The organism is Variovorax sp. SRS16 (assembly GCF_901827165.1).
Classification (GTDB): Bacteria; Pseudomonadota; Gammaproteobacteria; order Burkholderiales; family Burkholderiaceae_C; genus Variovorax.
This window is the reverse complement of record NZ_LR594666.1, coordinates 2,847,642-2,872,985: the sequence shown is the minus strand read 5'-3', so window position 1 is coordinate 2,872,985 and position 25,344 is coordinate 2,847,642. Positions and strand designations below refer to the sequence as shown.

Sequence of the window (25,344 nt, the reverse complement as noted above, 5' to 3'; positions counted from 1 at the left end):
CAGCGGCGGCGCGCGTCAGAGGCGCTCGGCCCGCGGCTTGGCAATGCACGCCAGGGCATCGTCGGCCCAGCGCGCGAGCTTCGCGAGTTCGGGTTCCCTGGCGCTGCGCTCGGCCGCTGCCAGGACCTGCTTCATGAGCTGGAAGCGATGCTCCAGGCTTTCGCGCTCGGCGGGAGAAGGCCAGCGCTCCATCGCGCCTTGCAGCAGCCGGCGCGCGCGGTCCAGTTCATCGGTCTTCGTCGCACCGCCGTCGACCGCCGTGCGCAGGTTGCTGGCCGTCAGCAGTTCGAGCGTGTTGGTGTAGTGCCAGAAGCGCGTCGACAGGCTTTCGGCGTCGATCTCCGCGATGAGATCGGACACCGCCTCCTGCAGCGCTCGATGCAGCTGCGCATCCGGTGCCGTATCGCCGCGCGACAGATCGGCGAGCGCGCCCGCCAGCAAGGCATTGGACAGCGCGAAGGCACGCCGGTCGGCACTGTCGCGCGGCTTGCCGCACTTGTTCTCGTAGCCGCGCCGGAAGCAATCCGCAGCCTGGTCCAGCAGCGCGGTGCGCTGCGCACCGTCCTTCGCAGCCTGGCGCAGCTTGTCGCCGCCGAGCAGGCACAGATGTTCGGAGGCGGCGCTCTCGTTCACCGCCTGCTCGTCGGGAACGTCGGCCGGCAGCGGCCATCGCGTGCTCTCGTCGGCCAGGCCGTCGAGCCATTTCAGCAGCGCCGCCGAGGTGTTGTGCGGATCGGGCGCGCCATCGCCCTGCTCGATGCGGGACAGTGAATTCGCCATCAGCTCAATCTGGCGCAATTGGAGCTTCGAGTAGGCGATGCGGGCAGCGCTCTGGAACCAGCGCAGCGCATCGCGGTGCGCGCCGAGCTCGCGATAGGCCTCGCCGAAAGCCGTGTGGACCACCGAGGCATTGAGCCAGCCCTTGCGGTCCGGATCGTCGGCCAGGCTGCGCTCCAGCTCCGACAGCTGCCATTTCAGCTCCGCCTGCGGCTTGTCTCCGGCCAGCGCGACCGCCTGCATCACGCGCTGGGCCAGCTCGCGCGGACTCATGCAGCTTTCGATGCCGCGCAGCCGCGAGCTTCCTTCGCGCCGGACGGCGGCGCCGGCGCGCGCCTCGCTCTTGGCCAGCTGCCATTCGGCGTCGCCATAGCATTGGTACGCACCCCAGGTGTTGCCGCGCTGCGAACTGCTGTCCCACACATGGCTGCGCGCGCGATGGACCGCTTCGCCGAAGGTGCTGCCGTCGAGCAGGCTCTGATAGAGCGAGGTGGCGAAGGCCTGTCCGGCGTCGTCCTCGATCTGCCAGCCCGCGGCGACCACCGCCTTGGAGCCCATGCGGATGAACTGCAGCGCCAGGCTGGCGGCCAGCACGGGGTAGTTGCGCCGGCCTTCGGCCGATGCCGCATCGGCCGCCGAATCGCGCGCCGAGTAGCAGCAGTTGATGAAGACGAACTCGGGTGCCGGGTCCATCTGGTCCACGTCGGCCGCGGTCAGGATCTGCTGGTGGCTCAGCACCATGCCGGTCTTCGTCACCGGACGGCGCTCTCCGCCCCGGACGGTCTCGTTCGCCACCCACTGGTCGACCACGCCATGGCCGCACAGATGGAGCAGGCGGCAAGGCCGCGCCAGCAATTCGGTGCGCACCTGCTCGAAGGTCACGAGCGGGCCGATCAGCGGCTTGATGCGCCAGGGCCGATCGTCACCGGTCAGCGCGTCGACCACGAGTTCGGCTTCGCGCAGCGCGCCCGCCAGCGGCGCATAGGCGAGCGGCTGGCCCTGCGCGTTCTTCCAGCCCTCGGTGCTCGTCGCGCCGACGACCAGCGCATCCCAGCCGTCGGAAATGTTGGGCAGGCGGCGGAAATCCTCGGTGCTGCGCTGCCGGATCAGGCCGGCCTGCACGCCCAGCGGAAAGGCTTCCTCGACCCGGCCGGCATCGCGCGCGGGCGGCCTGAGCAGTTCCCAGGGCAGGCTGGCCGCCTCGTCGTCGAGCACCAGGATCGTGTTCTCGAAGTTGGCGATGCGGCTCTTCAGATCCTGCGGCAGCAGCAGCTGGAACAGCACGCGGCCCAGGTCGGTGCCGCTGCCTTCGCTGGCGCTGCGCAGGGCCTCTTCGTTGCTGACGCGCGCGATGTACGGCGCGAGGCTGCCGATGTCGGAGAAGGTGCGCGTCGATTCGACCCGTGCGCGCTCGGCGATCAGCGAGTAGTGCAGCCCGGCCAGCCCTTCCTGCTTCTGCACGACCAGCCGCTGCCACACAGTGTTCGAGTAGCGCGGGCGGTAGCCGCTGAGCCCGCCGTCGCGGATCTCGAGCACCTGCTTGCGCCAGGTCAGCCGCTGGCGCCATTCGGGGCGGCGCAGCAGGTCGCGCAGTTCGTAGGCCGCATCGAGCGCGACCGATTCGATGATCTCGACGATCTCGACTTCGGCCAGGCACACGGGCCGCCCGATCGGCGCGTCGCGCGCCAGCAGCTGGGCGGCGCGCCAGATGCCGTTCAGCACGCCGGTCAGGCTGTCGCGCGCCGAGATCGCATGCACGTGGGTGCCGATCAGCAGCGTCGACAGGCGCAGCTGCACCGGGTCGTGCCGGTCGACGAAGGGATCGACATGCACATGCTCGAAGGCGAAGCGCAGCAGGCCGCGCGTGACGGTGTCGGCCAGCGAAGCCGGCGTGAGTTCGCCCACCGTGCCGAGGCCGAGCACCAGGGTGCCGGGATAGGAGGGCGGTTTGCCGTCCTCGGTCCTCGGACGCAGGTAGATGCCGGTGCGCGAGGCGCCCTCGAACAGGTGCAGGTCGAGCATCCGCTGCAGCATCCCGCCGAGCTTCTCGTCGACGCGCTTGCCGGCGCCGATCAGCCGCTCGTTCAGGTAGTGGCCGACGATCAGCGGGAAGCGTGCGTAGTCGAGGCTGCCGTGCACCACCCGGACCTCGATCGGCTGCGGCGCCGTGGCAGCCGGCGCCTGCGAGCGCATGCCGAGCAGGAAGGCCATCGGATCGGCGGGCAGGCTCGGCAGCGTTTCCTCGGCGGGGCGAAGCATCGGCGCCGGCGGCGCATCGGAGGCCGCATCGGGCGCTGCGCGCGACACCGGCCGCTGCTGCGGCAGCGCCGCGGTGCGGCCGGTGTGGAGCAGCTCGAAGTACGCCTCGAAGGCCGAGACATGGTCGGCCAGGTCGCCATGCCCGCACGCGGCGTACCAGGTGCGCTGGCCGTCGAGCGTCGAGTTCCAGCCGACGGTGCCGTCGCCTTCGCGCCGGTAGCCGAAGGCGATGCCGGCGGTGTCGGTCTGTGCGATCTCGCCGAAGCCTGCCCAGGCTTGCGGCTCGACCTTCACCAGCGCCACCGGGGTGTCGCCCTGGCCGGCGACGTAGAGGACGTTCGGATCTTTCTTCAGGTCGGCAAAGCTCCCCTGCATGGCCGCTCGGAACCGGCCGGCGCGCTCCAGCGTGTCCGGGTCGGGCGCGTGCGCGCGGCGGTCCTCGCGCAGCAGCCGGTCCCAGGTCGCGGGGACGAACCAGTCGCCGAAGGTGGGATCGGCCTCGTGCGGCAGCATGTCCATCAGGCCTTCGAAGCGGCCGCCCCAGCCGGCCAGGTCCTCCGGCGTGACCTTGCGGGCCGCCATGGCCAGCCACTGGCCGAGCCGATGCTGCTGCATCAGCAGCATGACCGGCGCATAGGCGCCCGCATTGGGCGTGCCGAGCATCAGGAGGCGGCTGCCGCGCTGCTTGAGCTCGCTCCAGAGCGCGGGCGAATCCTGGAACAGCGCGGCGCGTGCGACCAGCCCGCCCATGGAATGCGCGATCAGGTGGATGGGGCTCGCGGGCGCGAGCTGCCGGATGTCGCGCAGCAGCCCGGCCAGCGCGCGGCCGCTGTCCATGATCGGCGCGCGCCAGTCGTAGGGGAAGGTCACGACGTTGAACTGCGCGCTCGCGCGCTCCAGCAGGCGCTCATAGGCGATCGCCACCAGGCCGGAGGCGCCCAGCGCCTGCGCGGGTTGCGTCAGCCACTCGAGCTTCGCGAGTTCGCCCTTCAGCGCGGCCGAGGGAGACAGCCAGACGAGTTCCCCGGGCTGGCCGTCCAGGCTCAGCTCGCTGCCCATGATGCCCGGCAGCACCACCAGCACGGGCCGCGCCGGCATCTGGCCGATCGCTGCGAGCCAGCGCTGCCGCGGCCAGCGCGAACGCGGATCGGCGGTCAGCGCCTGCAGCAGGCCGCGCGTGCGCCGCTCGTCCTCGGCCAGCGACAGCCAGCCGTCGTCCTGCCCGGCCAGCACGCCCATCAAGGGCCGCCGCGACAGGGCGTCGGCCTTGAAATAGCCGAAGTGGGTGACCGACTTGTCGGCCACGCGCAGGCTTCTGGCATCGGCGCGCTCGAAGCCGCCGAACATGGAATGGGTGTGCACGACGAAGTCGTGATCGTGCAGGCCGTAGAAGAGGTCGCCCAACATCGTCGTGAGGCCGCCCCAGCCGAGGCCGTCGCTGTCGCCGGCGATCACGCGCAGGCGTTCGGGCAGCACCAGCGTGCAGCCGTTCAGCGCCAGGGTCAGCGGCGAGCCCGGGATCATCGCTTCCAGCCCGGGGATGCTGCGCGCATCGCCGCGCGCCGCCACCAGCGAACGCACGAAGCCGTTGAAGCGCTCGTACATCGGCACGCCGTTGGTGCCGAAGGCCAGCCCGATGGCGCGCAGCATCAGCGACAGGTACAGGTCGGTGCGGCGGTCGGCCAGCAAGGTGCCGCGCGCCGGGCAGGCGACCCGCACGAAGGTGCCGATCCTGAAGCGCGCGCCTTTGGCGAGCAGCGCGAAGAGGCGCTCCACCCGGGATCCGTCGGCCGGCGTGCCGTCCGGGTGGCCGCCTTCGTAAGCCCTTTTGAACAGCGCCTCGAGCTGCGTCCATTGCGTCGTCGTGATGCTGCCGGCACCGGCGAGGCACAGCAGTTCGCCGATCATGCCGCCGCGGGAATGCGACACCAGATCGATGGTGCCCGCCTCGGGCATGGCATCGAGCGCCTCGAGCAGTTCGATGGCGTTGTCGATCGGGCTGCGGGTGAGGCTGCGGTGCTCCCAGGCGAGCAGGCTGTCGTAGCGGCTGCAGAGCGCCAGGAAATCCGGCGCGGCCGTCTTTCGCTCCGCGCTGTCCGCCTTGGCATCCGGCATCCAGAGTCGGCTGAAGCTGCCGCGCGTGCTCGACGCGGTGCCGTGGAGGAACAGCAGGATCCTGCCGCGCGGCGCCGCCTGCGACAGCTCGCGCGGCCTCCAGTCGCATTCGGTCGACGACCATTCGAGCAGGCAGCCGCCGGCGCGGCCCACGCCGGCGTCGAGCACCGCGTCCTCGTAGGTCGCGCAGAGCCCGGCCGCGACCCATGCGCCGGCGTGCATCGGCCTGGCACCGAGCCAGCGGTCGATGACATCGGTCGCGATCGCGCCGGTGTCGTAGAGACGGTCGAGCAGCGTCGGCGGCGTCAGCCGGGCGATCCTGTACATCTCGACGGGCGTCGCTGCCGGGCCGGCGCCGCCGCTGCGGGTCGCCTCGGCCGGGCGCCGGAGTTCGAACGGAAGGACCACGCGGGGCCGGTGCTCGGCACGCGCCGGCGCCGGCCCGTCGGCGCCTCGTCCGCGCGCTTCCACCACCGCGGCGAGGGATGCTGCGGACGCATGGCGCGCCGCGAATTCGGCGGGCGAGGTGTGCAGCACCGAGCCGTCCGAGAAATGGACGCTCAGCACGTCGGCCGCAGCGTACTGGTCCGGGTCGAAGCCGTCGCCCGCGCCGGCGCCGCGGGCACCCTGCTGCACGGTGGCGATCTCGTCCAGGTGGCTGCGGATCAGCAGGTCGAACGCGTTCATCTCTGCGGGCCGTGTCTCGGGTGGCATGGCGTTCCCTCCTCGTGCCGCGATGTAGCGCCGGCGGTCGGGCTTCGTCAATACGCCAAACGAGGTGGGAGCGCGCCGGCGCGCCCATGGCATCGGCCGCGATGGCTCGTCCTACCGCCCGGTAGAACGGCGCGGGTGGCGCTGTCGCATGGGTGATAGGAACCGCTCCGGCGGCAGGGCGCTTACGGGCATTCCCTGACGGGCGAGGTGCCAAAGGCTTGTAACCTCATCCCGCCTTGACAGCAGACCAGGAGACATACATCGTGAACTTTCACCTGAGACTCGTAACCGCCGCCGTTCTGGCCGCCAGCGCCACCGGCGCCTTTGCACAGAAGGGCGAAACCGTGAAGATCGCCTGGATCGATCCGCTGTCGGGCCTGATGGCTTCGGTCGGCACCAACCAGCTCAAGACCTTCCAGTTCTTCGCCGAGGAATTCAGCAAGAAGAACGCGGCCGGCGTGAAGTTCGAGATCATCGGCATCGACAACAAGCTCAGCCCGCAGGAAACCACCAGCGCCTTGCGCTCGGCCATGGACCAGGGCGCACGCTACGTCGCGCAGGGCAATGGCTCGGGTGCGGCGCTCGCGATCATCGACGCGCTCGAAAAGAACAACGCGCGCAACCCGGGCAAGGAGGCGCTCTACCTGAACTACGCGGCCGTCGACCCCGATCTGACCAACAGCAAGTGCAGCTACTGGCAATACCGCTTCGACGCCGACACCTCCATGAAGATGGAAGCGCTGACCACCTACATGAAGGAGCAGCCGGACATCAAGAAGGTCTACATCATCGGCCAGAACTACTCGCACGGGCAGCAGGTGTCGAAGTTCGCCAAGGAAGACCTGAAGGCCAAGCGGCCGGACATCCAGATCGTCGGCGACGACCTGCATCCGCTGGCGCAGGTGCGCGACTTCTCGCCCTACATCGCCAAGATCAAGGCCTCGGGCGCCGACACCGTGATCACCGGCAACTGGGGCTCCGACCTGGCGCTGCTGATCAAGGCGGCCAACGACGCCGGCCTCAACGTCAAGTTCTATACCTACTACGCCGTGACCACCGGCACGCCGACCGCCATGGGTGCGGCGTCCGACGGCAAGGTCTACCAGGTCGGCTATGCCCACTACAACATGGGTGGCGACATGCAGCGCTACGCCAACGAGTTCAAGAAGAAGTTCAACGACGACCTCTACACCTCCGACGTCTACACCGTGTTCCAGGCCCTGGTGGACGGCTTCGTCAAGGCCAAGTCGACCGATCCGGTCAAGGTCGCCGCTGCCATGGAAGGCATGAAGTTCAAGAGCTTCAACGGCGACGTCGAACTGCGCAAGAGCGATCACCAGATGCAGCAGGGCCTGTACATCGCCCGCTGGGAGAAGGCCAGCGCCAAGTACCCGTACAGCCCCGAGAACACCGGCTACACGCTGGTGCCGGTGAAGTACTACGACGCCTACGTGGCCAGCACGCCCACCTCGTGCCAGATGAAGCGGCCCAGCCCCTGATGGCAGCTTGACCGGTCGAGGCCCGACTTCAACACTCGGGCCTTTTTCTTTTCCATCCGATCCCGAGGACCGATGAACGTCGAATTCTTCGTCATCTCGTTGCTCAACGGCGTGAGCTACGGGCTGCTGCTGTTCATGCTGAGTTCCGGCCTCACGCTGATCTTCAGCATGATGGGCGTGCTGAACTTCGCCCACACCAGCTTCTACATGCTCGGCGCCTACCTGGCGTACACGATCTCGGGCGTCGTCGGCTTCTGGCCGGCGCTGGTGCTGGCGCCGCTGATCGTGTTCGCGCTCGGCGCGGCCTTCGAGCGCTACAGCCTGCGGCGTGTGCACAAGTTCGGCCACGTGCCCGAGCTGCTCGTGACCTTCGGGCTGTCCTACCTGATCCTCGAACTGGTGCAGCTGATCTGGGGCCGCTCGACCGTGCCCTACGGCTTGCCGACGCAATTGCAGGGGCCGCTCTTCACGCTGTTCGGCACCCAGTTCCCGAAATCGCGCTCCTTCATCATGCTGGTCGCCGTGCTGATGCTGATCTCGGTCTGGCTGCTGCTCACGCGCACCCGCGTCGGGCTGGTGATCCAGGCTGCGCTCACGCATCCGGAGATGGCCGAGGCGCTCGGCCACAACGTGCCGCGCGTCTTCATGCTGGTGTTCGGCGGCGGCGCCGCGCTGGCGGGACTGGCCGGCGTGATCGGCGGCAACACCTATATCACCGAGCCGGCCATGGCCAACTCGGTCGGCTCGATCATCTTCGTCGTCGTCGTGGTCGGCGGCATGGGCTCGCTGGCGGGCGCCTTCCTGGCCTCGCTGCTGATCGGCATCATCCAGACCTTCGCGGTGGCGATGGACCAGTCGCTGGCGACCGGGCTGCAGGCGCTCGGCGTCGCCGTGACGGAGCAGACGCCGGGCTACGAGCTGCTCAAGCTCACCATCTCGCAGGTGGCGCCGATCCTGCCCTACCTGTTCCTGGTGCTGATCCTGATCTTCAGGCCCAAGGGCCTGCTCGGTACGCGGGAAGACTGACGCATGGCCACGCAGTACTACCGCTTCAAGCCCTGGAACATCGGGCGCATCGCGATCTGGTCGCTGTTCGCGATCGCGCTGATCGTCGCGCCGCTGCTGTTCAGGAGCAGCCTCGCGCTGACCATGCTGTCGCAGATCGGCTACCTCATCATCATCTGCCTGAGCTACAACATGCTGCTGGGGCAGGGCGGCATGCTGAGCTTCGGCCATGCCGTCTACGTCGGGCTGGGCTCCTTCATCGCCATCCACACCATGAACCTGGCCACCGCCGGCCACCTCCCGGTGCCGCTGGTGCTGATCCCGCTGGCCGGCGGGATCGGCGGCATGTTCTTCGCGGTGCTGTTCGGCTTCGTGACGACCAAGAAATCCGGCACCACCTTCGCGATGATCACGCTCGGCATCGGCGAGCTCGTGGCTTCGATGGCGCTGATGTTCCCGAGCTTCTTCGGCGGCGAGGGCGGCATCACGACCAACCGGGTCTACGGCACGCCCTTCCTGGGCCTGACTTTCGGCCCGCAGATCCAGGTCTACTACCTGATCGCCGTGTATTGCTTTGTCTGCACGGCGCTGATGTACGCCTTCACGGGCACGCCGCTCGGCCGCATCCTGAACGCGGTGCGCGACAACCCCGAGCGCGTGGCCTTCATCGGCTACAACACCCAGCGCGTGCGCTACTTCGCCTTCATCATCGCGGGCTTCTTCGCCGGCATCGGCGGCGGGCTCAACGCCATCAACTTCGAGATCGTCAACGCATCGGACAGCCTGAACGGGTTGCGCTCGGGCAGCTACCTGCTGTTCACCTTCCTGGGCGGCGCGACCTTCTTCTTCGGGCCGATCATCGGCGCGGCGCTCCTGGTGTTCGCGCTGGTGCTGCTGTCGGAACTCAGCAAGGCCTGGCTGCTGTACGTCGGCCTGGTGTTTCTCTTCATGGTCATGTTCGCGCCCGGCGGCGTCGCGAGCCTGATCATGATGAATCTGCGGGTCGCGAAATTCGGCAAGTTCAAGCGCTTCTGGGTGCTCTACGCGGGCCTGATCGCGACCGGCGCGCTCGTCATCGCGGGCGCTGCGGCCATCGTCGAGATGATCTATCACATGCAACTCGATGCCGCCCTCGGGCCGGAACTCGCCTTCGCCGGCATCACGCTCGATACCTCCGCGCCCACGAGCTGGTCGGTTTGCACCGCCATGCTGGTGGTCGGGCTGATCCTCCTGGAGATCGTGCGTCGGCGTTTCGTGCGGACCTGGGGGCATGCGCAGGAAGAGATCGAGCTGGAACTCAAGCGCAGGGAGGTGGCATGACCCTTGCCCTTGAACTCAAGAGCCTGCGCAAGACCTTCGGCAAGACCGAGATCATCCGCGGCGTCGACCTCGCCGTCGAGGCCGGCGACCGCATCGCGATCATCGGACCCAACGGCGCCGGCAAGTCCACGCTCTTCAACCTGATCAGCGGCCGGCTCGCGCCCACCAGCGGCGAGGTGCTGCTCAACGGCCAGCGCATCAATGGCAAGCAGCCCTTCGAGATCAACCGGCTCGGCCTGTCGCGCAGCTTCCAGATCACCAACATCTTCCCCAAGCTCAGCGTGTTCGAGAACCTGCGCTGCGGCGTGCTGTGGAGCCTGGGCTACCGCTACACCTTCCTGCGCTTCCTGTCGCGCCTGGACGATGCCAACGAGCGCACCGAGGCGCTGATCCGCCAAGTCGGCCTGGAGAAGAAGCGCGACGTGCTGGCGGTGAACCTCACCTATGCCGAGCAGCGCGCGCTGGAGATCGGCGTCACCATCGCCGGCGGCGCCAGCGTGATCCTGCTCGACGAGCCGACCGCCGGCATGAGCAAGACCGAGACCGCGCACTTCATCGCGCTGATCAAGCAGGTCACCGTCGGCAAGACGCTGCTGACGGTGGAACACGACATGGGCGTGGTGTTCGGCCTGGCCGACAAGATCGCGGTGGTGGTCTACGGCGAGGTGATCGCCTTCGACACGCCGGCCGCAGTGCGCGCGAATGCGCGCGTGCAGGAGGCCTACCTCGGCTCCTCTGTGGCCGATGCGCAAGGGCAGGGACACTGACGACATGCTCAAGCTGCAAGACATCCACGCCTACTATGGCAAGAGCCATGTGCTGCATGGCGTTTCCTTCGACGTCGGTCCGGGCGAGATCGTCGCGCTGCTGGGCCGCAACGGCTCCGGCCGCTCGACCACCGCCAAGGCCATCATGGGCCTGGTGCATGCCGAAGGCACGCTGCGCTGGAAGGAGCAGGACATCCTGCGCCGCAAGGCCTACGAGATCGCGCACCTGGGCATCGGCTATGTGCCCGAGAACCGCGACATCTTCCCCAAGCTCACGGTGCATCAGAACCTGCTGCTCGGGCAGAAGGGCAAGGGCACCGGCAGCCGCTGGCAGTTCGAGGACATGTACGGCATGTTCCCGCGCCTGAAGGAACGCCAGCACACCGAGGCCGGTGTGCTCTCCGGCGGCGAGCAGCAGATGCTGACCTTGTGCCGCACGCTGATGGGCGACCCCGACCTGATCATCATCGACGAGCCGACCGAAGGCCTCGCGCCCAAGATCGTCGAACTGGTCGGCGAATATCTGCGTACGCTCAAGGACAAGGGCATCTCGGTGCTGCTGATCGAGCAGAAGCTGACGATCGCGATGCAGATCTCCGACCGCGCCCTGGTGATGGGCCATGGGAGCATCGTGTTCGACGGCACGCCGGACAGCCTGCGCGCCGATGCGGCCACCCGCAAGGAGTGGCTCGAAGTCTGAACGCTTCGGGCCGTTTGTCTCGGCAGCGACTGCGAGGTCGTTGCGGGGTCATGCGAAACGCCTAGAATTCAATAAAAAAGAACACTCGTGCTTTTTGGCGCGAAGCTGGATTTTTCCGATCCCCTCCCATTCCAAAGGAACGCAGCATGACGGCTGAATACAAAGTGATCGGCGATGTCGCCGTGATCACCCTGACCAATCCCCCGGTCAACGGTCTCGGTTACGCGACGCGCGTCGGCATCACCGACGGACTGTCCAAGGCCGCGGCCGATCCGGCCGTCAAGGCCATCGTCCTCACCGGCGCCGGCAAGGCCTTCTCGGGCGGCGCCGACATCAAGGAATTCGGCACGCCCAAGGCGATCCAGGAGCCCAACCTGCTGAGCGTGATCCGCGCGCTCGAAGCCTCTGACAAGCCGATCGTCGCCGCGATCCATTCGGTCTGCATGGGCGGCGGGCTCGAACTCGCCATGGGCTGCCACTACCGCGTGGCCGCGCCCGGCACCAGCGTCGCGCTGCCCGAGGTCAAGCTGGGCCTCCTGCCCGGTGCCGGCGGCACCCAGCGCCTGCCGCGTCTGCTGGGCGTGGAAACCGCGCTCAACATGATCGTCAGCGGCGAAGCCGTCAAGAGCGAACTGCTGGCCTCGCTGCCGGGCCAGAAGCTGTTCGACAAGCTGGCCACCTCGCCCGAATCCCTGTTCGACGACGCGCTCGCGTTCGCCAAGTCCGTCATGGGCAAGACCGGCGACGCGCTGCCGCTGGTGCGCAACCTGCCGTGCAAGCATCCGCAGGGCGATGCCTACTTCCAGTTTGCGCGCAACATGGTCGCGGGCATGTCGAAGAACTACCCGGCGCCGCTCAAGTGCGTGGACGCGGTCGAGGCGGCGACGAAGATGAAGTTCGAGGACGGCATGGCCGAAGAGCGCAAGACCTTCATGGCGCTGATGTTCACGCCCGAGTCGATCGCGCTGCGCCACCTGTTCGTGGCCGAGCGCGCCGCATCCCGCATCCCCGACGTGCCCGAGGACACGCCCAAGCGCACGATCCAGTCGGTCGGCGTGATCGGCGCCGGCACCATGGGCGGCGGCATCTCGATGAACTTCCTGAACGCCGGCATCCCGGTGAAGATCCTCGAGATGAAGCAGGAAGCGCTCGACCGCGGCGTCGCCACCATCCGGAAGAACTACGAGGCCCAGGTCAAGAAGGGCAAGCTCAAGCAGGCCAAGTACGACGAGCGCATGGCGCTGCTCAGCACCACGCTGAACTACGACGAGCTGAAGGACGCCGACCTGATCATCGAGGCCGTGTTCGAGGAGCTCGGCGTCAAGGAGAAAGTGTTCAAGGAACTCGACCGCATCGCCAAGCCCGGCGCCATTCTGGCGTCCAACACCTCGACGCTCGACGTCGACAAGATCGCGGCCTTCACGAAGCGCCCGCAGGACGTGGTCGGCATGCATTTCTTCAGCCCGGCCAACGTGATGAAGCTGCTCGAAGTGGTGCGCGGCAAGCAGACCGGCAAGGACGTGCTGGCCACCGTGATGGCGGTGGCCAAGAAGATCAAGAAGACGGCCGTGGTCTCCGGCGTCTGCGACGGCTTCATCGGCAACCGCATGATCGAGCAGTACTCGCGCCAGGCCGGCTTCCTGCTCGACGAAGGCGCGACGCCGCAGCAGGTCGACCGCGCCGTCGAGAAGTTCGGCTTCGCGATGGGTCCGTTCCGCATGGGCGACCTCGCGGGCAACGACATCGGCTGGGCGATCCGCAAGCGCCGCGCGACCGAGCGCGCCGACATGAAGTACAGCAAGACCGCCGACAAGCTCTGCGAACTGGGCCGCTTCGGCCAGAAGACCGGGGCAGGGTGGTACGACTACCTGCCCGGCAAGCGCGACGCGATCCCGAGCCCGGTGGTGGCCGAACTGATCGAGAAGCACCGCAAGGACGAGGGCATCACGCCGCGCAAGATCTCCGACGAGGAAATCGTGCAGCGCCTGGTCTATTCGCTGGTCAACGAAGGCGCCCACATCCTCGAGGACGGCATCGCCAGCAAGTCCGGCGACATCGACATGGTCTACCTCACGGGCTACGGCTTTCCGCTCTGGCGCGGCGGCCCGATGCACTATGCCAACCAGGTCGGCCTCTACAACGTGGCCGAGGCGATGAAGCGCTTCGCGAAGAACCCGCGCGACGACGCGAGCTTCTGGCAGCCGGCACCGCTGATCCAGACACTGGTGGCCGAAGGCAAGCAGTTCAGCTGAGCACACGGCGGTGCCGACGGTGATCAAACGGGTCCTGCTCGTCGTCCTGCTGGCGCTGCTCGCGCTGGCAGCGGTGGTCGCGGTCAACACCTGGCGCATGCCCTCGCGGCAGCTGCGCGTGGATGCGATCGAGAAGATCGCGGTCGACCCGGACGCCGCGGCCCGCCGCCTCTCGGGCGCGATCCCGTTCCGCACGGTGTCGAGCTTCGACGGCATGGAGCGCAACGGCCAGGAGTTCAGGAAGCTGCAGGCCTACCTGGCCGAGCAGTTTCCCCGGCTGCATGCGACGCTCAAGAAGGAAGTCATCGGCGACAACGCCTTGCTCTACACCTGGACCGGCAGCGATCCGTCGGCCAGGCCGGTCGCGCTGATGGCGCACCAGGACGTGGTCCCGATCGCGCCCGGCACCGAGAAGGCCTGGTCCGCCGATCCCTTCAGCGGCGCGATCAAGGACGGCTTCGTCTGGGGTCGCGGCACCTGGGACGACAAGGGCAACCTGCTGGCGCAGATGGAGGCGATCGAGATGCTGGTCACCAGCGGCTTCCAGCCGCGGCAGACGGTCTACCTGATCTCCGGCGACGACGAGGAAGTCAATGGGTTGCGCGGCGCGCTGCCGATCGCGCAGCTCCTGAAGTCGCGCGGCGTGCGGCTCGACTGGGTGCTCGACGAAGGCCTGCTGGTCACCGAAGGCGTGCTTGCAGGCCTGGACAAGCCGGCCGCGCTGATCGGCATGGCCGAGAAGGGCTACGGCACCTTCTTCCTCACGGTCGACACGCAACCCGGCCACGCCTCGATGCCGCCGAGCCGCAGCGCCATCGGCATCCTCAGCGCGGGACTCGCGAAGCTCGAAGCGAACCCGATGCCGGCGTCGATCGGCGGCGTCGCGGCCGACATGTTCAACGCGCTGGCACCCGAGATGCATGGCGCCAACCGGGTCTTCATGTCGAACCTCTGGCTGTTCGGCCCGCTGGTGCGCCACGAGCTCGAGAAGTCCGCGAGTACCAGCGCGGTGCTGCGCACGACCACGGCGCTGACCATCGTGCGCGCCGGCAACAAGGACAACGTGCTGCCGGGCCGGGCCGAGGCCGCGGTCAATTTCCGCATCCTGCCGGGCGATACGCTGGCCTCGGTGCAGGAACACATCCGCAAGACCGTCGACGACCCGGCGATCACGATCAAGGCCTATCCCGGCAACGCGGAGCCGACGCCGGTGGCATCGTCGACGAGCGACAGCTACCGAATGCTTCAGACGACGGTGCAGCAGACCTTCCCCGATGCAATCGTGGTGCCGGGCCTGTACATCGCCGCTTCGGACTCGCGCCATTTCGTCGATATCGCCGACAGCGTCTACCGCTTCGAGCCGGTGCGTGCGCGGCCCGAGGATCTGGGGCGCTTCCACGGCACCAACGAGCGCGTCTCGATCGCCAACTACGTCGAGATGATCCAGTTCTATCACCAGCTGCTGCGCAACACGGCACAGCCCCAGTAACCTCCTTCATTCTTCTCTCCAAAGGACTCCATCATGACCAGCGCCGTCATCGTCTCCACCGCCCGCACGCCGCTCGCCAAGAGCTGGAAGGGCGCCTTCAACATGACGCACGGCGCCACGCTCGGCGGCCATGCGGTGCAGCATGCGGTCGCGCGCGCGGGCATCGATCCCGCGACCGTCGACGACGTGATCATGGGCTGCGCCAATCCCGAAGGTGCGACCGGCGCCAACATCGCGCGCCAGATCGCGCTGCGCGCCGGCCTGCCGATCACCACCTCGGGCATGACCATCAACCGCTTCTGCTCCTCGGGCCTGCAGACCATCGCCACCGCGGCGCAGCGCATCGTCGCGGGCGAGGGCGAGGTCTATGTGGCCGGCGGCGTCGAAAGCATCTCGTGCGTGCAGAACGAGATGAACAAGCACATGCTGGCCGATCCCTGGCTGGTCAAGCACAAGCCCGAGATCTACTGGAACATGCTGCAGACGGCCGAGCAGGTTGCCAAGCGCTACAACATCGGCCGCGATGCGATGGACGAATACGGCGCCGCCAGCCAGCAGAAGGCCACTGCCGCGCTCGAGGCCGGCCGCTTCAAGGAAGAGATCGCGCCGATCACCGTGACGGCCGGCGTGGCCGATGCGGTGATGGGCCTGCGCACCAGGGAAGTCACCGTCGAGAACGACGAAGGCATCCGCGCCGGCACCACCAAGGAAGGCATCAGCGGCATTCGCTCCGCCGTGCCTGGCGGCCTGATCTCGGCCGGCAACGCCAGCCAGTTCTCCGACGGCGGCGGCGCCTGCGTGGTGGTCGAGGAAAAGTATGCCGAGCAGAAGGGCCTGAAGCCCCTCGGCCGCTTCCTCGGCTTCGCGGTCGCGGGCTGCGAGCCCGACGAAATGGGCATCGGCCCGGTGTTCGCGATCCCCAAGGTGCTCAAGCGCCTCGGCCTCAAGATCAGCGACATCGACCTGTGGGAACTCAACGAGGCCTTCGCTGTGCAGGTGATCTACTGCCGCGACAAGCTCGGCATCCCGGGCGAGCTGCTCAACGTCGATGGCGGCGCGATCGCGGTCGGTCATCCTTACGGCGTGAGCGGGCAGCGGCTGACGGGCCACGCGCTGATCGAGGGCAAGCGGCGCGGCGCGAAGAAGGTCGTGGTCACGATGTGCATCGGCGGCGGGATGGGCGCTGCCGGCGTCTTTGAAGTCCTGTGACGGACAGGCTTCGCATCAGCAACCCATGAGCCTTCGCCCGACCCTCGACTTCCTGCTCTACGACTGGCTGCACGCCGAGTCGCTCAATGCGCGTGCGCGCTTTGCCGACCACTCGCGCGAGACCTTCGATGCGGTGCTCGATACCTGCGAGCGCATCGCGCGCGAGAAGTACGCGCCGCACAACCGCACCGTCGACACGCAGGAGCCGCAGTTCGACGGCGAGCGCGTGATCCTGCCGCAGGCCACGCACGATGCGCACAAGGCCTTCGCCGAGTCCGGCATGCTGAGTGCCGCGCAGGACTACGAGATCGGCGGCATGCAGCTGCCCTACACGGTGCAGGCCGCCGCCGGTAGCTTCTTCGCGATGGCCTCGGTGAGCATCGGCGCCAACATGCTGACCAGCGGCAACGCCAACTTGCTGATGGTGCACGGCACGCCGATGCAGCAGGCGGTCTTCGCGAAGAACGAATTCTCCGGCCGCTGGGCGGGCACCATGTGCCTGTCGGAGCCGCAGGCCGGCTCCAGCCTGAGCGACGTCGCGACACGCGCGGTGCCCGACGGCGACGGCTTCCAGGACGATCCGCTCGGCCCGCGCTATCGGCTCACGGGCCACAAGATGTGGATCTCGGCCGGCGACCACGAGCTGACCGAGAACATCGTTCACATCGTGCTGGCCAAGATTCCCGACGCGCACGGCAAGCTGGTGCCGGGCACGCGCGGCATCTCGCTGTTCATCGTGCCGAAGTGGCTGGTGAAGGTGGAGAGCCCTCACCCCGGCCCTCTCCCGCGAGCGGGAGAGGGGGAGGTCGGCAGCGTGACAGTCACGCTGGGCAGCAGGAACGACGTCGCCCTGGCCGGCCTCAACCACAAGCTCGGCTGGCGCGGCACCACCAACACGCTGCTCAACTTCGGCGAAGGCCGGTTTCCGGTGGACGGCAAGGCGGGTGCCGTCGGCTACCTCGTGGGGCAGCCCGGCAAGGGCCTGCACTGCATGTTCCACATGATGAACGAGGCGCGCATCGGCGTCGGCACCGCGGCCACCATGCTCGGCATGGCCGGCTATTACGCCTCGCTCGACTACGCGAAGAGCCGGCCGCAGGGCCGGCCTCAGGGGCCGGCCGGCAAGGACGCCGCCAGCCCGCAGGTGCGCATCATCGAACACGCGGACGTGCGCCGCATGCTGCTGGCGCAGAAGTCGTATTGCGAGGGCGCGCTGGCGCTGGAGCTCTATTGCGCACGCCTGGTCGACGAACAGAAGACCGGCGATGCCGAGGCCGCGGACGACGCGCGGCTGCTGCTCGAAGTGCTGACGCCGATCGCCAAGAGCTGGCCGAGCGAATGGTGCCTGGAAGCCAATTCGCTCGCCATCCAGATCCATGGCGGCTATGGCTACACGCGCGACTTCCCGGTGGAACAGTACTGGCGCGACAACCGCCTCAACATGATCCATGAAGGCACGCACGGCATCCAGGCGGCCGACCTGCTCGGCCGCAAGGTGCTGATGGAGGAGGGCCGCGGCCTCACGCTGCTGGCCGCGCGCATCGCCGAGACGATGCGGCGCGCGGCGGCCGTGCCCGCACTGGCGGCGCATGCGAAGTCGCTCGGCGAGGCGCTGGAGCGCGTCGGCGCTGCGACCCGCGAGGCCTGGGCGACCGGCCATCCGCAGGAGGCGCTGGCCAATGCGGTGCCGTACATGCAGGCCTTCGGCCACATGGTGCTCGCATGGATCTGGCTCGATGTCGCGCAGCGCGCGCTCGAACGCGATGCCGCCAAGGCGTTGCCGGCCACCGTGGGCCGCCTCGGCGCGGCCGACTATTTCTTCCATTACGAACTGCCCCGCATCGGCGCCTGGCTGAACGTGGTCGAACGCCGCGACCCGACCTGCGCCGCGCTGCCCGAGGAGGCTTTCTGATGGCCGCGCCCCGCGCACACGCCACGCTGGAGGCATGGATCTGGGTGCTGATCTATGGTGGCCTCTTCATGCTCATCCTCGGCATCGCGACCGGCCGCACGAGCCCGGGTCTGGGTTGGTCCATGGCCGTGCCGGGCGTGGCGCTGGCCGCGGTCGGCGTCGTGCTGATCTATGTCCGTTCCCGCCTGAAAGAGAAACAACCATGACCGCAAGAAGCATCCAGAAACTGTTCGACCTCGGCGGCAAGACCGCGCTGATCACCGGCGGCTCGCGCGGCCTCGGCCTGCAGATGGCCCATGCGCTCGGCGAGGCCGGCGCGAAGATCATGCTGAGCTCGCGCAAGGCCGCCGATCTCGAAGAGGCCGCGGCCGAGCTGCAGGCGGCCGGCATCGACACGCGCTGGATCGCGGCCGACTGTTCCAGGGAAGAGGACACGCGCCGCCTGGCCGACGAGACGCTGGAACGCATGGGCAGCGTCGACATCCTGGTCAACAACGCCGGCGCCAGCTGGGGTGCGCCGGCCGAGGACCATCCGGTCGAAGCCTGGGACAAGGTGATGAACCTCAACGTGCGCGGCTATTTCATCCTGTCGCAGCAGATCGCCAAGCGCTGCATGATCCCGAAGAAGTCTGGGCGCATCATCAACATCGCGTCCATCGCCGGCCTCAACGGCAACCCGCCCGAGATGCAGACCCTGGCCTACAACACCTCCAAGAGCGCGGTGATCGGCTTCACCCACACGCTGGCGGCCGAATGGGGCAAGTACAACATCAACGTCAATGCGATCTGCCCGGGCTTCTTCATGACCAAGCTGGCGGCTGGGCTGATCAAGTCGATGGGCGAGGAGAAGATGGCCTCGCATGCGCCGCTCGGCCGGCTGGGCGACGACGAGGACCTGAAGGGCATCGCGCTGCTCTACGCGAGCGACGCCGGCAAGCACATCACCGGGCAATGGCTGGCCGTCGACGGCGGCGTGAGCGTCGTGCTGGGCGCCTGACGTGGACGACATCAACGTCCGTTCCTACACCAGCCAGATCCCGTTCGCGGTGCACCTGGGCTTCGAGCTCGTGAAGTTCGAAGGCGGCGAATCGGAGATCCGCTACACCGCGAAGCCCGAGCATCTCAACACCTTCGACGTCACGCACGGCGGCGCCTGCATGACGCTGCTGGACATCACCATGGCCGCGGCAGCGCGCAGCCAGACGCCCGAGACCGGCGTGGTCACGATCGAGATGAAGACCACCTTCATGCAGCCTTCCGTGGGTCCGCTGCATGCGCGCGGCCGCCTCATGCACCGCACCGCCACGCTGGCCTTCACCGAGGCCACGATCTACGACGCGCAGGAGCGCGCCTGCGCCCATGCGACCGGCACCTTCAAGTACGTGAAGCGCCGCCTGCCCACGGGTCCGGGCAGCGCCAACGCGATGCGTCCGCCATCCACCGACTGACCCGATTCCATCGAGGAGACACAACCATGCCCACCAATCGCCAGCAGCTGCTCGACAACCGGCCGGAGGGCGAAGCCGTCGCCGGCAATTTCAGGCTCGTGAGCGTCCAGACGCCTGCGCTCAAGGACAACCAGGTGCTGGTGCGCCACCACTACATGAGCCTGGACCCGTACATGCGCGGCCGCATGAACGATGCCAAGAGCTACGCACAGCCGCAGCCGCTCGGCCAGGTGATGCAGGGCGGCACGGCCGGCGAGGTGGTCGAGAGCAGGCATCCCAAGTACGCGGTGGGCGACAAGGTCGTCGGCTTCGGCGGCTGGCAGGAATACAGCGTGGTCGATGCCTCGCAGCCCGGCGCGCTCAAGAAGGTCGACACCACGCACGTGCCGCTGTCGCACTACCTGGGCGCGGTCGGCATGCCGGGCGTGACGGCCTGGTACGGGCTGGTGAAGATCATCGCGCCGAAGGCCGGCGAGACGGTCGTCGTCACCGCCGCCAGCGGCGCGGTCGGCAGTGCCTTCGGTGCATTGGCAAGGGCGCGCGGCTGCCGCGTGGTCGGCATCGCGGGCGGTCCGGACAAATCCAAGTACGTGACCGACGAACTCGGCTTCGATGCCTGCATCGACTACCGGCAGCATCCTGACGTGAAGAGCATGAGCGCGGCACTCAAGGAAGCCTGCCCGCAGGGCATCGACGGCTATTTCGAGAACGTCGGCGGCTACATCTTCGACGCGGTGCTGCTGCGTGCCAATGCCTTCGCGCGCGTCGCGTTGTGCGGCATGATCGCGGGCTACGACGGGCAGCCGCTGCCGCTCGCGAATCCCGCGCTGATCCTGATCAACCGCATGAAGATCGAAGGCTTCATCGTCAGCGAGCACATGGAAGTGTGGCCCGAGGCATTGGCCGAACTGGGCCAGCTCGTGGGCAGCGGCAAGCTGCGGCCGCGCGAGTCGGTCGCGCAGGGTATCGAGTCGGCGCCCGAGGCCTTTCTCGGGCTGCTCAAGGGCAGAAACTTCGGCAAGCAGCTCGTCAAATTGATCTGAGGCCGACCCAGGAGACCGGCGATGAACGACACGACGCACGAGGTCTTCAACCAGCCAACGCCGCTGGTCGGCTACAACCTGTTCGAAACCAACCGGCCGTTGCGCGACGCGCTGAAGTTCAACGCGCCGGCACTGCAACCGGCGCCGCTCGAGCACCTGGGCGCGCTGGCGGGCACGGCCGAGATGCAGATGCATGCGCGGCTCGCAAACACGAACACGCCGGTGCTGCATACGCACGACCGCTTCGGGCGGCGCATCGACGAGGTGGAGTTTCATCCGAGCTATCACGCGCTGATGACGGAAGCTGTTGGAGCTGGGTTGCATGGGACGCCGTGGGGGAGCCCTCACCCCAACCCTCTCCCGGAGGGAGAGGGGGCCATGCCTTCGCCCCACGTCCAGCGCGCCGCCGGCTTCATGCTCTTCACCGAGCTCGAGCCCTCGATCCTGTGCCCGATCTCGATGAGCTACGCCGTCACGCCCGCGCTGCGCGGCAACGCGGCGATCCATGCCGACTGGGGACCGAAGCTCGCGAGCCGCTGGTACGACCCGGCGCTCAAGCCCTGGCGCGACAAGCCCGGCGTGACCATGGGCATGGGCATGACCGAGAAGCAGGGCGGCTCCGACGTGCGCGCCAACACGACGCGTGCCGTGCGCGCCGACAGCGACGCCTGGGGCGAGCGCTACGAGATCACCGGCCACAAGTGGTTCTTCTCGGCGCCGATGTGCGATGCCTTCCTGGTGCTCGCACAGGCGCCCGCCGGGCTCTCGTGCTTCTTCATGCCACGCGTGCTGCCCGACGGCAGTCGCAACGCGATCCGCATCCAGCGCCTGAAGGACAAGCTCGGCAACAAGGCCAATGCCAGTTCCGAGGTCGAGTTCCAGGGCGCGAGCGCATGGCTGGTCGGTGACGAGGGCCGCGGCATTCCGCAGATCCTCGAGATGGGCACGATGACACGCCTGGACTGCGCGCTCGGCACCAGCGGCCTGATGCGCCAGGCCCTGAGCCTCGCGCTGCACCACACCGCCGAGCGCCAGGCCTTCGGCAAGCCGCTGATCGAGCAGCCCTTGATGAAGAACGTGCTGGCGGATCTCGCGCTCGAAAGCGAGGCCGCGACCGCGCTCGCGATCCGGCTCGCGCGCACCTTCGATCACCCGGACGACGAGCATGAACGCCTGATGGCGCGCCTCCTGACGCCGGTCGCCAAGTTCTGGATCTGCAAGCGCGGCAGCCACTTCGCGCAGGAGGCGATGGAATGCCTCGGCGGCAACGGCTATGTGGAAGAGGGCGGCGAAGGCGTGATGGCGCGCATCTACCGCGAGATGCCGCTCAACTCGATCTGGGAAGGCGCCGGCAACATCATGGCGCTCGACCTGTTGCGCGGGCTGCGCAAGGGCGATGCGGTCGCTGCGCTGGCGCATGAACTGGCCCCGGCGCGCGGTGTCGACCAGGCACTCGACCGGCTGGCCGATGCGCTGCCCGCACGCGTCGAGGCCATGGCCACCGAGATCGAGGCACGCCGCCTCGCCCAGGATGTCGCGCTCGCGGTGCAGGCCGCACTGCTGGTGCAGACCGCGCCGGCCGCCGTCGCCGGCGCGTTCTGCGCCTCCCGCCTCGGCGGCGACTGGGGCCAGGCTTTCGGCACGCTCGGCGCCGGCACCGATGTCGATGCGATCATCACGCGCGCCCGGCCGCACTGAGCCGCAACACCCGCAAGGAAACACGATGGCAGACCTGATCCTCCACCACTACGCGACCTCCCCCTTCTCGGAGAAGCTGCGCCTCATCCTCGGCTACAAGAAGCTGGCCTGGAAGTCGGTGATCATCCCGGCGATCATGCCCAAGGCCGACGTGATCGCGCTCACCGGCGGCTACCGCCGGACGCCGGTGCTGCAGATCGGCGCCGACATCTATTGCGACACGGCGCTGATCTGCGACGTGCTCGAGCATCTCGCGCCGGTGCCCTCGCTCTATCCCGAACCGGGCAAGGGCCTCGCGCGCGTGATCGCGCAATGGGCCGACAGCAGCCTGTTCTGGGCCGCGATGGGCTACAGCTTCAGCCCCAAGGGCGCGGCCGACATGTTCGCCAATGCGCCGCCCGAGGCGGCCAAGGCCTTTGCCGACGACCGCCGCGCGATGAGCGTCAACATGGTGCGGCATCGCCCGGCCGATGCCGCGGCGGCCTACAAGTCCTATCTGCGCCGCATGTCGGACATGCTGGACGATGGCGACTTCCTCATGGGTGCGTATCCGACGGTGGCCGACTTCGCCTGCTACCACCCGCTGTGGTTCACGCGCAAGCGCACGCCGTCGATGGCCGGCATCCTGCAGCTCACGCCGGCCGTGCAGGACTGGATGGACCGCATGTCGGCGATCGGCCACGGCACGATGGAAAGCTTCGATGCCGCGCAGGCCATCGCCGTCGCGAAGGCGTCGACGCCGCACACGCTGCTGTCCGACAGCACCTTCCAGGACGAGCACGGCATTCCGCTCGGCGCGCGCGTCACGGTCGCGGCCGAGAGCTTCGGCCCCGAGCCGACCGAGGGCGAACTGATGGCCGCCACGCGCACCCACTACACGCTGCGCCGCACGGACGAGCGAGCCGGCACCGTCCACGTGCACTTCCCGCGCATCGGTTTCACGCTGCGCAAGGTCGAGGGCTGAAGGTCGCGCGAGCACCTTTGCGACTGCGTCGGCGAGTTTTTCGTATTTCAATGGCGTCTCCTGCAACGAGACCCAAGGACACGCGCAAATGATTCAGGATTTCAAGGGCACCACGGCCGTTCTCACCGGCGCCGGCTCCGGCTTCGGCCTCGAATGCGCGCGCATCGGCGCGGCGCGCGGCATGAACCTGGTGCTGGTGGACGTGCAGCAGGATGCGCTCGACCGCGCGCAGGCCGAGATGGAGGCCGCGGGCGCCCAGGTGCTGGCGCGCAAGGTCGACGTGTCGGACGCCGCACAGATGGAGGCACTCGCCCGGGCCGTGCAGCAGCGCTTCGGCGCGCCGCATTTCGTCTTCAACAATGCCGGCGTAGGCGCAGGCGGGATGGTCTGGGAGAACACGGTCGCCGACTGGGAATGGGTGCTGGGCGTCGACCTCTGGGGCGTGATCCACGGCGTGCGCCTGTTCACGCCGATGATGCTCGAAGCTGCCGCCAAGGATCCCGCCTGGCGCGGCCACATCGTCAACACGGCCAGCATGGCGGGCCTGCTCACACCGCCCAACATGGGCATCTACAACGCTGCCAAGGCCGCGGTGGTGAGCCTGACCGAGACGCTCTACCAGGACCTGAACCTGATCACCGACCAGGTCGGCGCCAGCCTGCTGTGTCCGTACTTCGTGCCGACCGGCATCACGAGCAGCGAGCGCAACCGGCCCGGCGCGCTTGCGGCCGGCGAGCTGACGAAGAGCCAGCTGATCGGCCAGGCGATGACCAACAAGGCCGTCAGCAGCGGCAAGGTGACCGCGGCCGAGGTCGCGCACAAGGTGTTCGAGGCCATCAGCGCGAACCAGTTCTACGTCTTCAGCCATCCGAAGGCGCTCGGCAACGTGCGGAGCCGCATGGAGAACATCGTGTCGCTGACGAACCCGGCCGATCCGTTCCTGGAGCGGCCCGAGATCGGCGCGACCCTGCGCGCGCAACTGCGCGCCGGCTGACCCGGCCCCGCCGCCGTGCGGGCTTGCAGGCGAACGAGGCGCTGCCTATATTGAGGCGTCGGCATCCGCATCTGCAATCCGCCCGAAGGAGATCGTCGCATGGCCTACGTCGATGGATTCGTCATTCCCGTCCCGAAAGACAAGGTGGAGGCCTATCGCGAGTTGGCGATCCGCGCCGGCACCGTCTGGCGCGAGCACGGCGCGCTCGAATACCGCGAATGGATCGCCGACGATGTCCCCTCCGGCAAGCTCACCTCGTTCCCGCAGAGCGTGCAGCTGAAGGACGACGAGATCGTGGTGTTCACCTACATCCTCTACGAATCGCGCGAGCAGCGCGACGACGTGAATGCCAAGGTGATGAGCGATCCGCGGCTGGCCGACATGATGGACCTGACGAAGATGCCCTTCGACGGCAAGCGCATGTTCTGGGGCGGCTTCAACCCGCTGGTCACGCTCTAGGCTTCGGACGGCGATCGGCTTCCCGTCAAATACTGGGACTGAAGAGTCACCACGTTCCCTCCTGTTCATCTACAGTCGGACTCCCAGACCAAAAAGGAGTTGCCGTGAAGCAAGCTGTCGCATGTTCGCTTTTGGCTGCGGGCGCTTTGCTTGCGGGATGCGCCTCAGGTCCACCGGGTTCCACATCGGCGCGAACCGAGGTCTGCAAGGCAACCAGCGAGCCGGAAGTTGCCGCGCTGTTCGACCGCTGGAACCAGTCCTTGCAGACTGGCGACGCCCACAAGGTGGTCGCGAACTACGCGGAAAAATCCATCCTGCTTCCCACCGTTTCCAACACGCCGCGTCTCAATGCGGCGCAGAAGCTGGACTATTTCGAACACTTTCTTGAAAACAAGCCGTTCGGCCGCATTGATTTCAGGACCATCGAGATAGGGTGCAACACGGCCGTAGATGCCGGCCTGTATACCTTCAAATTCGCCAAGACCGGCGCTGTCGTCGAGGCGCGGTACACGTACACCTACCATTGGGATGGCAACCAATGGCTGATCACCAGCCACCATTCATCGGCCATGCCGGAGAAGTAGGTCGACGGTGCCTCGGCGCCGCACAACGCTGCCTGGCGCGCCGAACGGACAAGCCCTGATGCGTTCCGTCGCCGTGGCCGAAGTGCTGGCCGGGCTCGACGTCGTGCTCCGCCCCTGACGATGGCCGGTGTCGGGC

General features: G+C 67.7%; 19 protein-coding genes. 18 read left to right on the top strand and 1 reads right to left on the bottom strand.

What is annotated here, in order from left to right; genetic code table 11:
* Positions 1-15: 15 nt before the first annotated feature.
* Positions 16-5,865: a CHAT domain-containing protein gene (locus E5P2_RS13940; RefSeq protein ID WP_162567737.1), complete on the bottom strand. Its 5,850-nt coding sequence runs from the start codon at positions 5,863-5,865 to the stop codon at positions 16-18.
* 263 nt (positions 5,866-6,128) lie between these two features.
* Here E5P2_RS13940 and E5P2_RS13935 point away from each other — a divergent pair, with 263 nt between their 5' ends.
* The 18 genes from E5P2_RS13935 to E5P2_RS13850 all read left to right on the top strand — a co-directional run bounded on the left by E5P2_RS13935 (position 6,129) and on the right by E5P2_RS13850 (position 25,208).
* On the top strand, positions 6,129-7,364 hold the full coding sequence (locus E5P2_RS13935) for a branched-chain amino acid ABC transporter substrate-binding protein (protein WP_162567736.1): 1,236 nt from the start codon (positions 6,129-6,131) through the stop codon (positions 7,362-7,364).
* A 72-nt stretch (positions 7,365-7,436) separates the two neighbouring features.
* Positions 7,437-8,390, top strand: a complete 954-nt coding sequence (locus tag E5P2_RS13930; protein WP_162567735.1) for a branched-chain amino acid ABC transporter permease — start codon at positions 7,437-7,439, stop codon at positions 8,388-8,390.
* A 3-nt stretch (positions 8,391-8,393) separates the two neighbouring features.
* The gene (locus tag E5P2_RS13925; RefSeq protein ID WP_162567734.1) at positions 8,394-9,689 is read left to right on the top strand and encodes a branched-chain amino acid ABC transporter permease; all 1,296 of its coding nucleotides are present in this window, start codon (positions 8,394-8,396) and stop codon (positions 9,687-9,689) included.
* Positions 9,686-10,456, top strand: coding sequence for an ABC transporter ATP-binding protein (locus E5P2_RS13920; RefSeq protein ID WP_162567733.1), 771 nt, complete (start codon positions 9,686-9,688; stop codon positions 10,454-10,456). Before E5P2_RS13925 ends, E5P2_RS13920 begins: the two co-directional genes overlap by 4 nt.
* A 4-nt stretch (positions 10,457-10,460) precedes the next feature.
* Positions 10,461-11,156, top strand: a complete 696-nt coding sequence (locus E5P2_RS13915) for an ABC transporter ATP-binding protein (protein ID WP_162567732.1) — start codon at positions 10,461-10,463, stop codon at positions 11,154-11,156.
* Positions 11,157-11,302: 146 nt separating this feature from the next.
* Positions 11,303-13,408: a 3-hydroxyacyl-CoA dehydrogenase NAD-binding domain-containing protein gene (locus tag E5P2_RS13910; RefSeq protein ID WP_162567731.1), complete on the top strand. Its 2,106-nt coding sequence runs from the start codon at positions 11,303-11,305 to the stop codon at positions 13,406-13,408.
* Positions 13,409-13,427: 19 nt separating this feature from the next.
* Complete coding sequence (locus E5P2_RS13905; RefSeq protein ID WP_232080698.1) at positions 13,428-14,897, top strand: M20 family peptidase; 1,470 nt, start codon at positions 13,428-13,430, stop codon at positions 14,895-14,897.
* A gap of 33 nt (positions 14,898-14,930) precedes the next feature.
* A complete protein-coding gene (locus E5P2_RS13900; protein WP_162567729.1) occupies positions 14,931-16,106 on the top strand; it encodes an acetyl-CoA C-acyltransferase in 1,176 nt (391 codons plus the stop codon).
* Positions 16,107-16,131: 25 nt separating this feature from the next.
* Complete coding sequence (locus E5P2_RS13895) at positions 16,132-18,018, top strand: acyl-CoA dehydrogenase (RefSeq protein WP_162567728.1); 1,887 nt, start codon at positions 16,132-16,134, stop codon at positions 18,016-18,018.
* Positions 18,018-18,224, top strand: coding sequence for a hypothetical protein (locus E5P2_RS13890; RefSeq protein WP_162567727.1), 207 nt, complete (start codon positions 18,018-18,020; stop codon positions 18,222-18,224). Before E5P2_RS13895 ends, E5P2_RS13890 begins: the two co-directional genes overlap by 1 nt.
* Entirely contained in the window at positions 18,221-19,015 is a 795-nt protein-coding gene (locus E5P2_RS13885; RefSeq protein WP_162567726.1) for an SDR family oxidoreductase, read from the top strand. The genes E5P2_RS13890 and E5P2_RS13885 overlap by 4 nt, the downstream gene beginning before the upstream one ends.
* 1 nt (position 19,016) lies before the next feature.
* Positions 19,017-19,466 carry a PaaI family thioesterase gene (locus E5P2_RS13880; protein ID WP_162567725.1) on the top strand — a complete coding sequence of 150 codons (450 nt, stop codon included), beginning with the start codon at positions 19,017-19,019 and terminating at the stop codon, positions 19,464-19,466.
* A 26-nt stretch (positions 19,467-19,492) separates the two neighbouring features.
* Positions 19,493-20,509 (top strand): NADP-dependent oxidoreductase, encoded by a 1,017-nt coding sequence (locus tag E5P2_RS13875; protein ID WP_162567724.1) that lies wholly within the window; start codon positions 19,493-19,495, stop codon positions 20,507-20,509.
* Between the two features lie 21 nt (positions 20,510-20,530).
* A complete protein-coding gene (locus E5P2_RS13870; protein ID WP_162567723.1) occupies positions 20,531-22,207 on the top strand; it encodes an isovaleryl-CoA dehydrogenase in 1,677 nt (558 codons plus the stop codon).
* A 25-nt stretch (positions 22,208-22,232) separates the two neighbouring features.
* Positions 22,233-23,171: a glutathione S-transferase family protein gene (locus tag E5P2_RS13865; RefSeq protein ID WP_162567722.1), complete on the top strand. Its 939-nt coding sequence runs from the start codon at positions 22,233-22,235 to the stop codon at positions 23,169-23,171.
* Between the two features lie 88 nt (positions 23,172-23,259).
* Positions 23,260-24,165 (top strand): SDR family oxidoreductase, encoded by a 906-nt coding sequence (locus E5P2_RS13860; RefSeq protein WP_162567721.1) that lies wholly within the window; start codon positions 23,260-23,262, stop codon positions 24,163-24,165.
* Positions 24,166-24,264: 99 nt separating this feature from the next.
* Complete coding sequence (locus E5P2_RS13855; protein ID WP_162567720.1) at positions 24,265-24,624, top strand: DUF1428 domain-containing protein; 360 nt, start codon at positions 24,265-24,267, stop codon at positions 24,622-24,624.
* 104 nt (positions 24,625-24,728) lie between these two features.
* Complete coding sequence (locus E5P2_RS13850) at positions 24,729-25,208, top strand: nuclear transport factor 2 family protein (protein ID WP_174262668.1); 480 nt, start codon at positions 24,729-24,731, stop codon at positions 25,206-25,208.
* The last annotated feature ends 136 nt before the right edge of the window (positions 25,209-25,344 follow it).

Bases quoted from the DNA above. Each gene is read 5' to 3' on its own strand.
- E5P2_RS13940 (WP_162567737.1), bottom strand. From the start codon at position 5,865: ATGCCACCCGAGACACGGCCCGCAGAGATGAACGCGTTCGACCTGCTG.
- E5P2_RS13930 (WP_162567735.1), top strand. From the start codon at position 7,437: ATGAACGTCGAATTCTTCGTCATCTCGTTGCTCAACGGCGTGAGCTAC.
- E5P2_RS13925 (WP_162567734.1), top strand. From the start codon at position 8,394: ATGGCCACGCAGTACTACCGCTTCAAGCCCTGGAACATCGGGCGCATC.
- E5P2_RS13920 (WP_162567733.1), top strand. From the start codon at position 9,686: ATGACCCTTGCCCTTGAACTCAAGAGCCTGCGCAAGACCTTCGGCAAG.
- E5P2_RS13915 (WP_162567732.1), top strand. From the start codon at position 10,461: ATGCTCAAGCTGCAAGACATCCACGCCTACTATGGCAAGAGCCATGTG.
- E5P2_RS13910 (WP_162567731.1), top strand. From the start codon at position 11,303: ATGACGGCTGAATACAAAGTGATCGGCGATGTCGCCGTGATCACCCTG.
- E5P2_RS13900 (WP_162567729.1), top strand. From the start codon at position 14,931: ATGACCAGCGCCGTCATCGTCTCCACCGCCCGCACGCCGCTCGCCAAG.
- E5P2_RS13895 (WP_162567728.1), top strand. From the start codon at position 16,132: ATGAGCCTTCGCCCGACCCTCGACTTCCTGCTCTACGACTGGCTGCAC.
- E5P2_RS13890 (WP_162567727.1), top strand. From the start codon at position 18,018: ATGGCCGCGCCCCGCGCACACGCCACGCTGGAGGCATGGATCTGGGTG.
- E5P2_RS13885 (WP_162567726.1), top strand. From the start codon at position 18,221: ATGACCGCAAGAAGCATCCAGAAACTGTTCGACCTCGGCGGCAAGACC.
- E5P2_RS13875 (WP_162567724.1), top strand. From the start codon at position 19,493: ATGCCCACCAATCGCCAGCAGCTGCTCGACAACCGGCCGGAGGGCGAA.
- E5P2_RS13870 (WP_162567723.1), top strand. From the start codon at position 20,531: ATGAACGACACGACGCACGAGGTCTTCAACCAGCCAACGCCGCTGGTC.
- E5P2_RS13865 (WP_162567722.1), top strand. From the start codon at position 22,233: ATGGCAGACCTGATCCTCCACCACTACGCGACCTCCCCCTTCTCGGAG.
- E5P2_RS13860 (WP_162567721.1), top strand. From the start codon at position 23,260: ATGATTCAGGATTTCAAGGGCACCACGGCCGTTCTCACCGGCGCCGGC.
- E5P2_RS13855 (WP_162567720.1), top strand. From the start codon at position 24,265: ATGGCCTACGTCGATGGATTCGTCATTCCCGTCCCGAAAGACAAGGTG.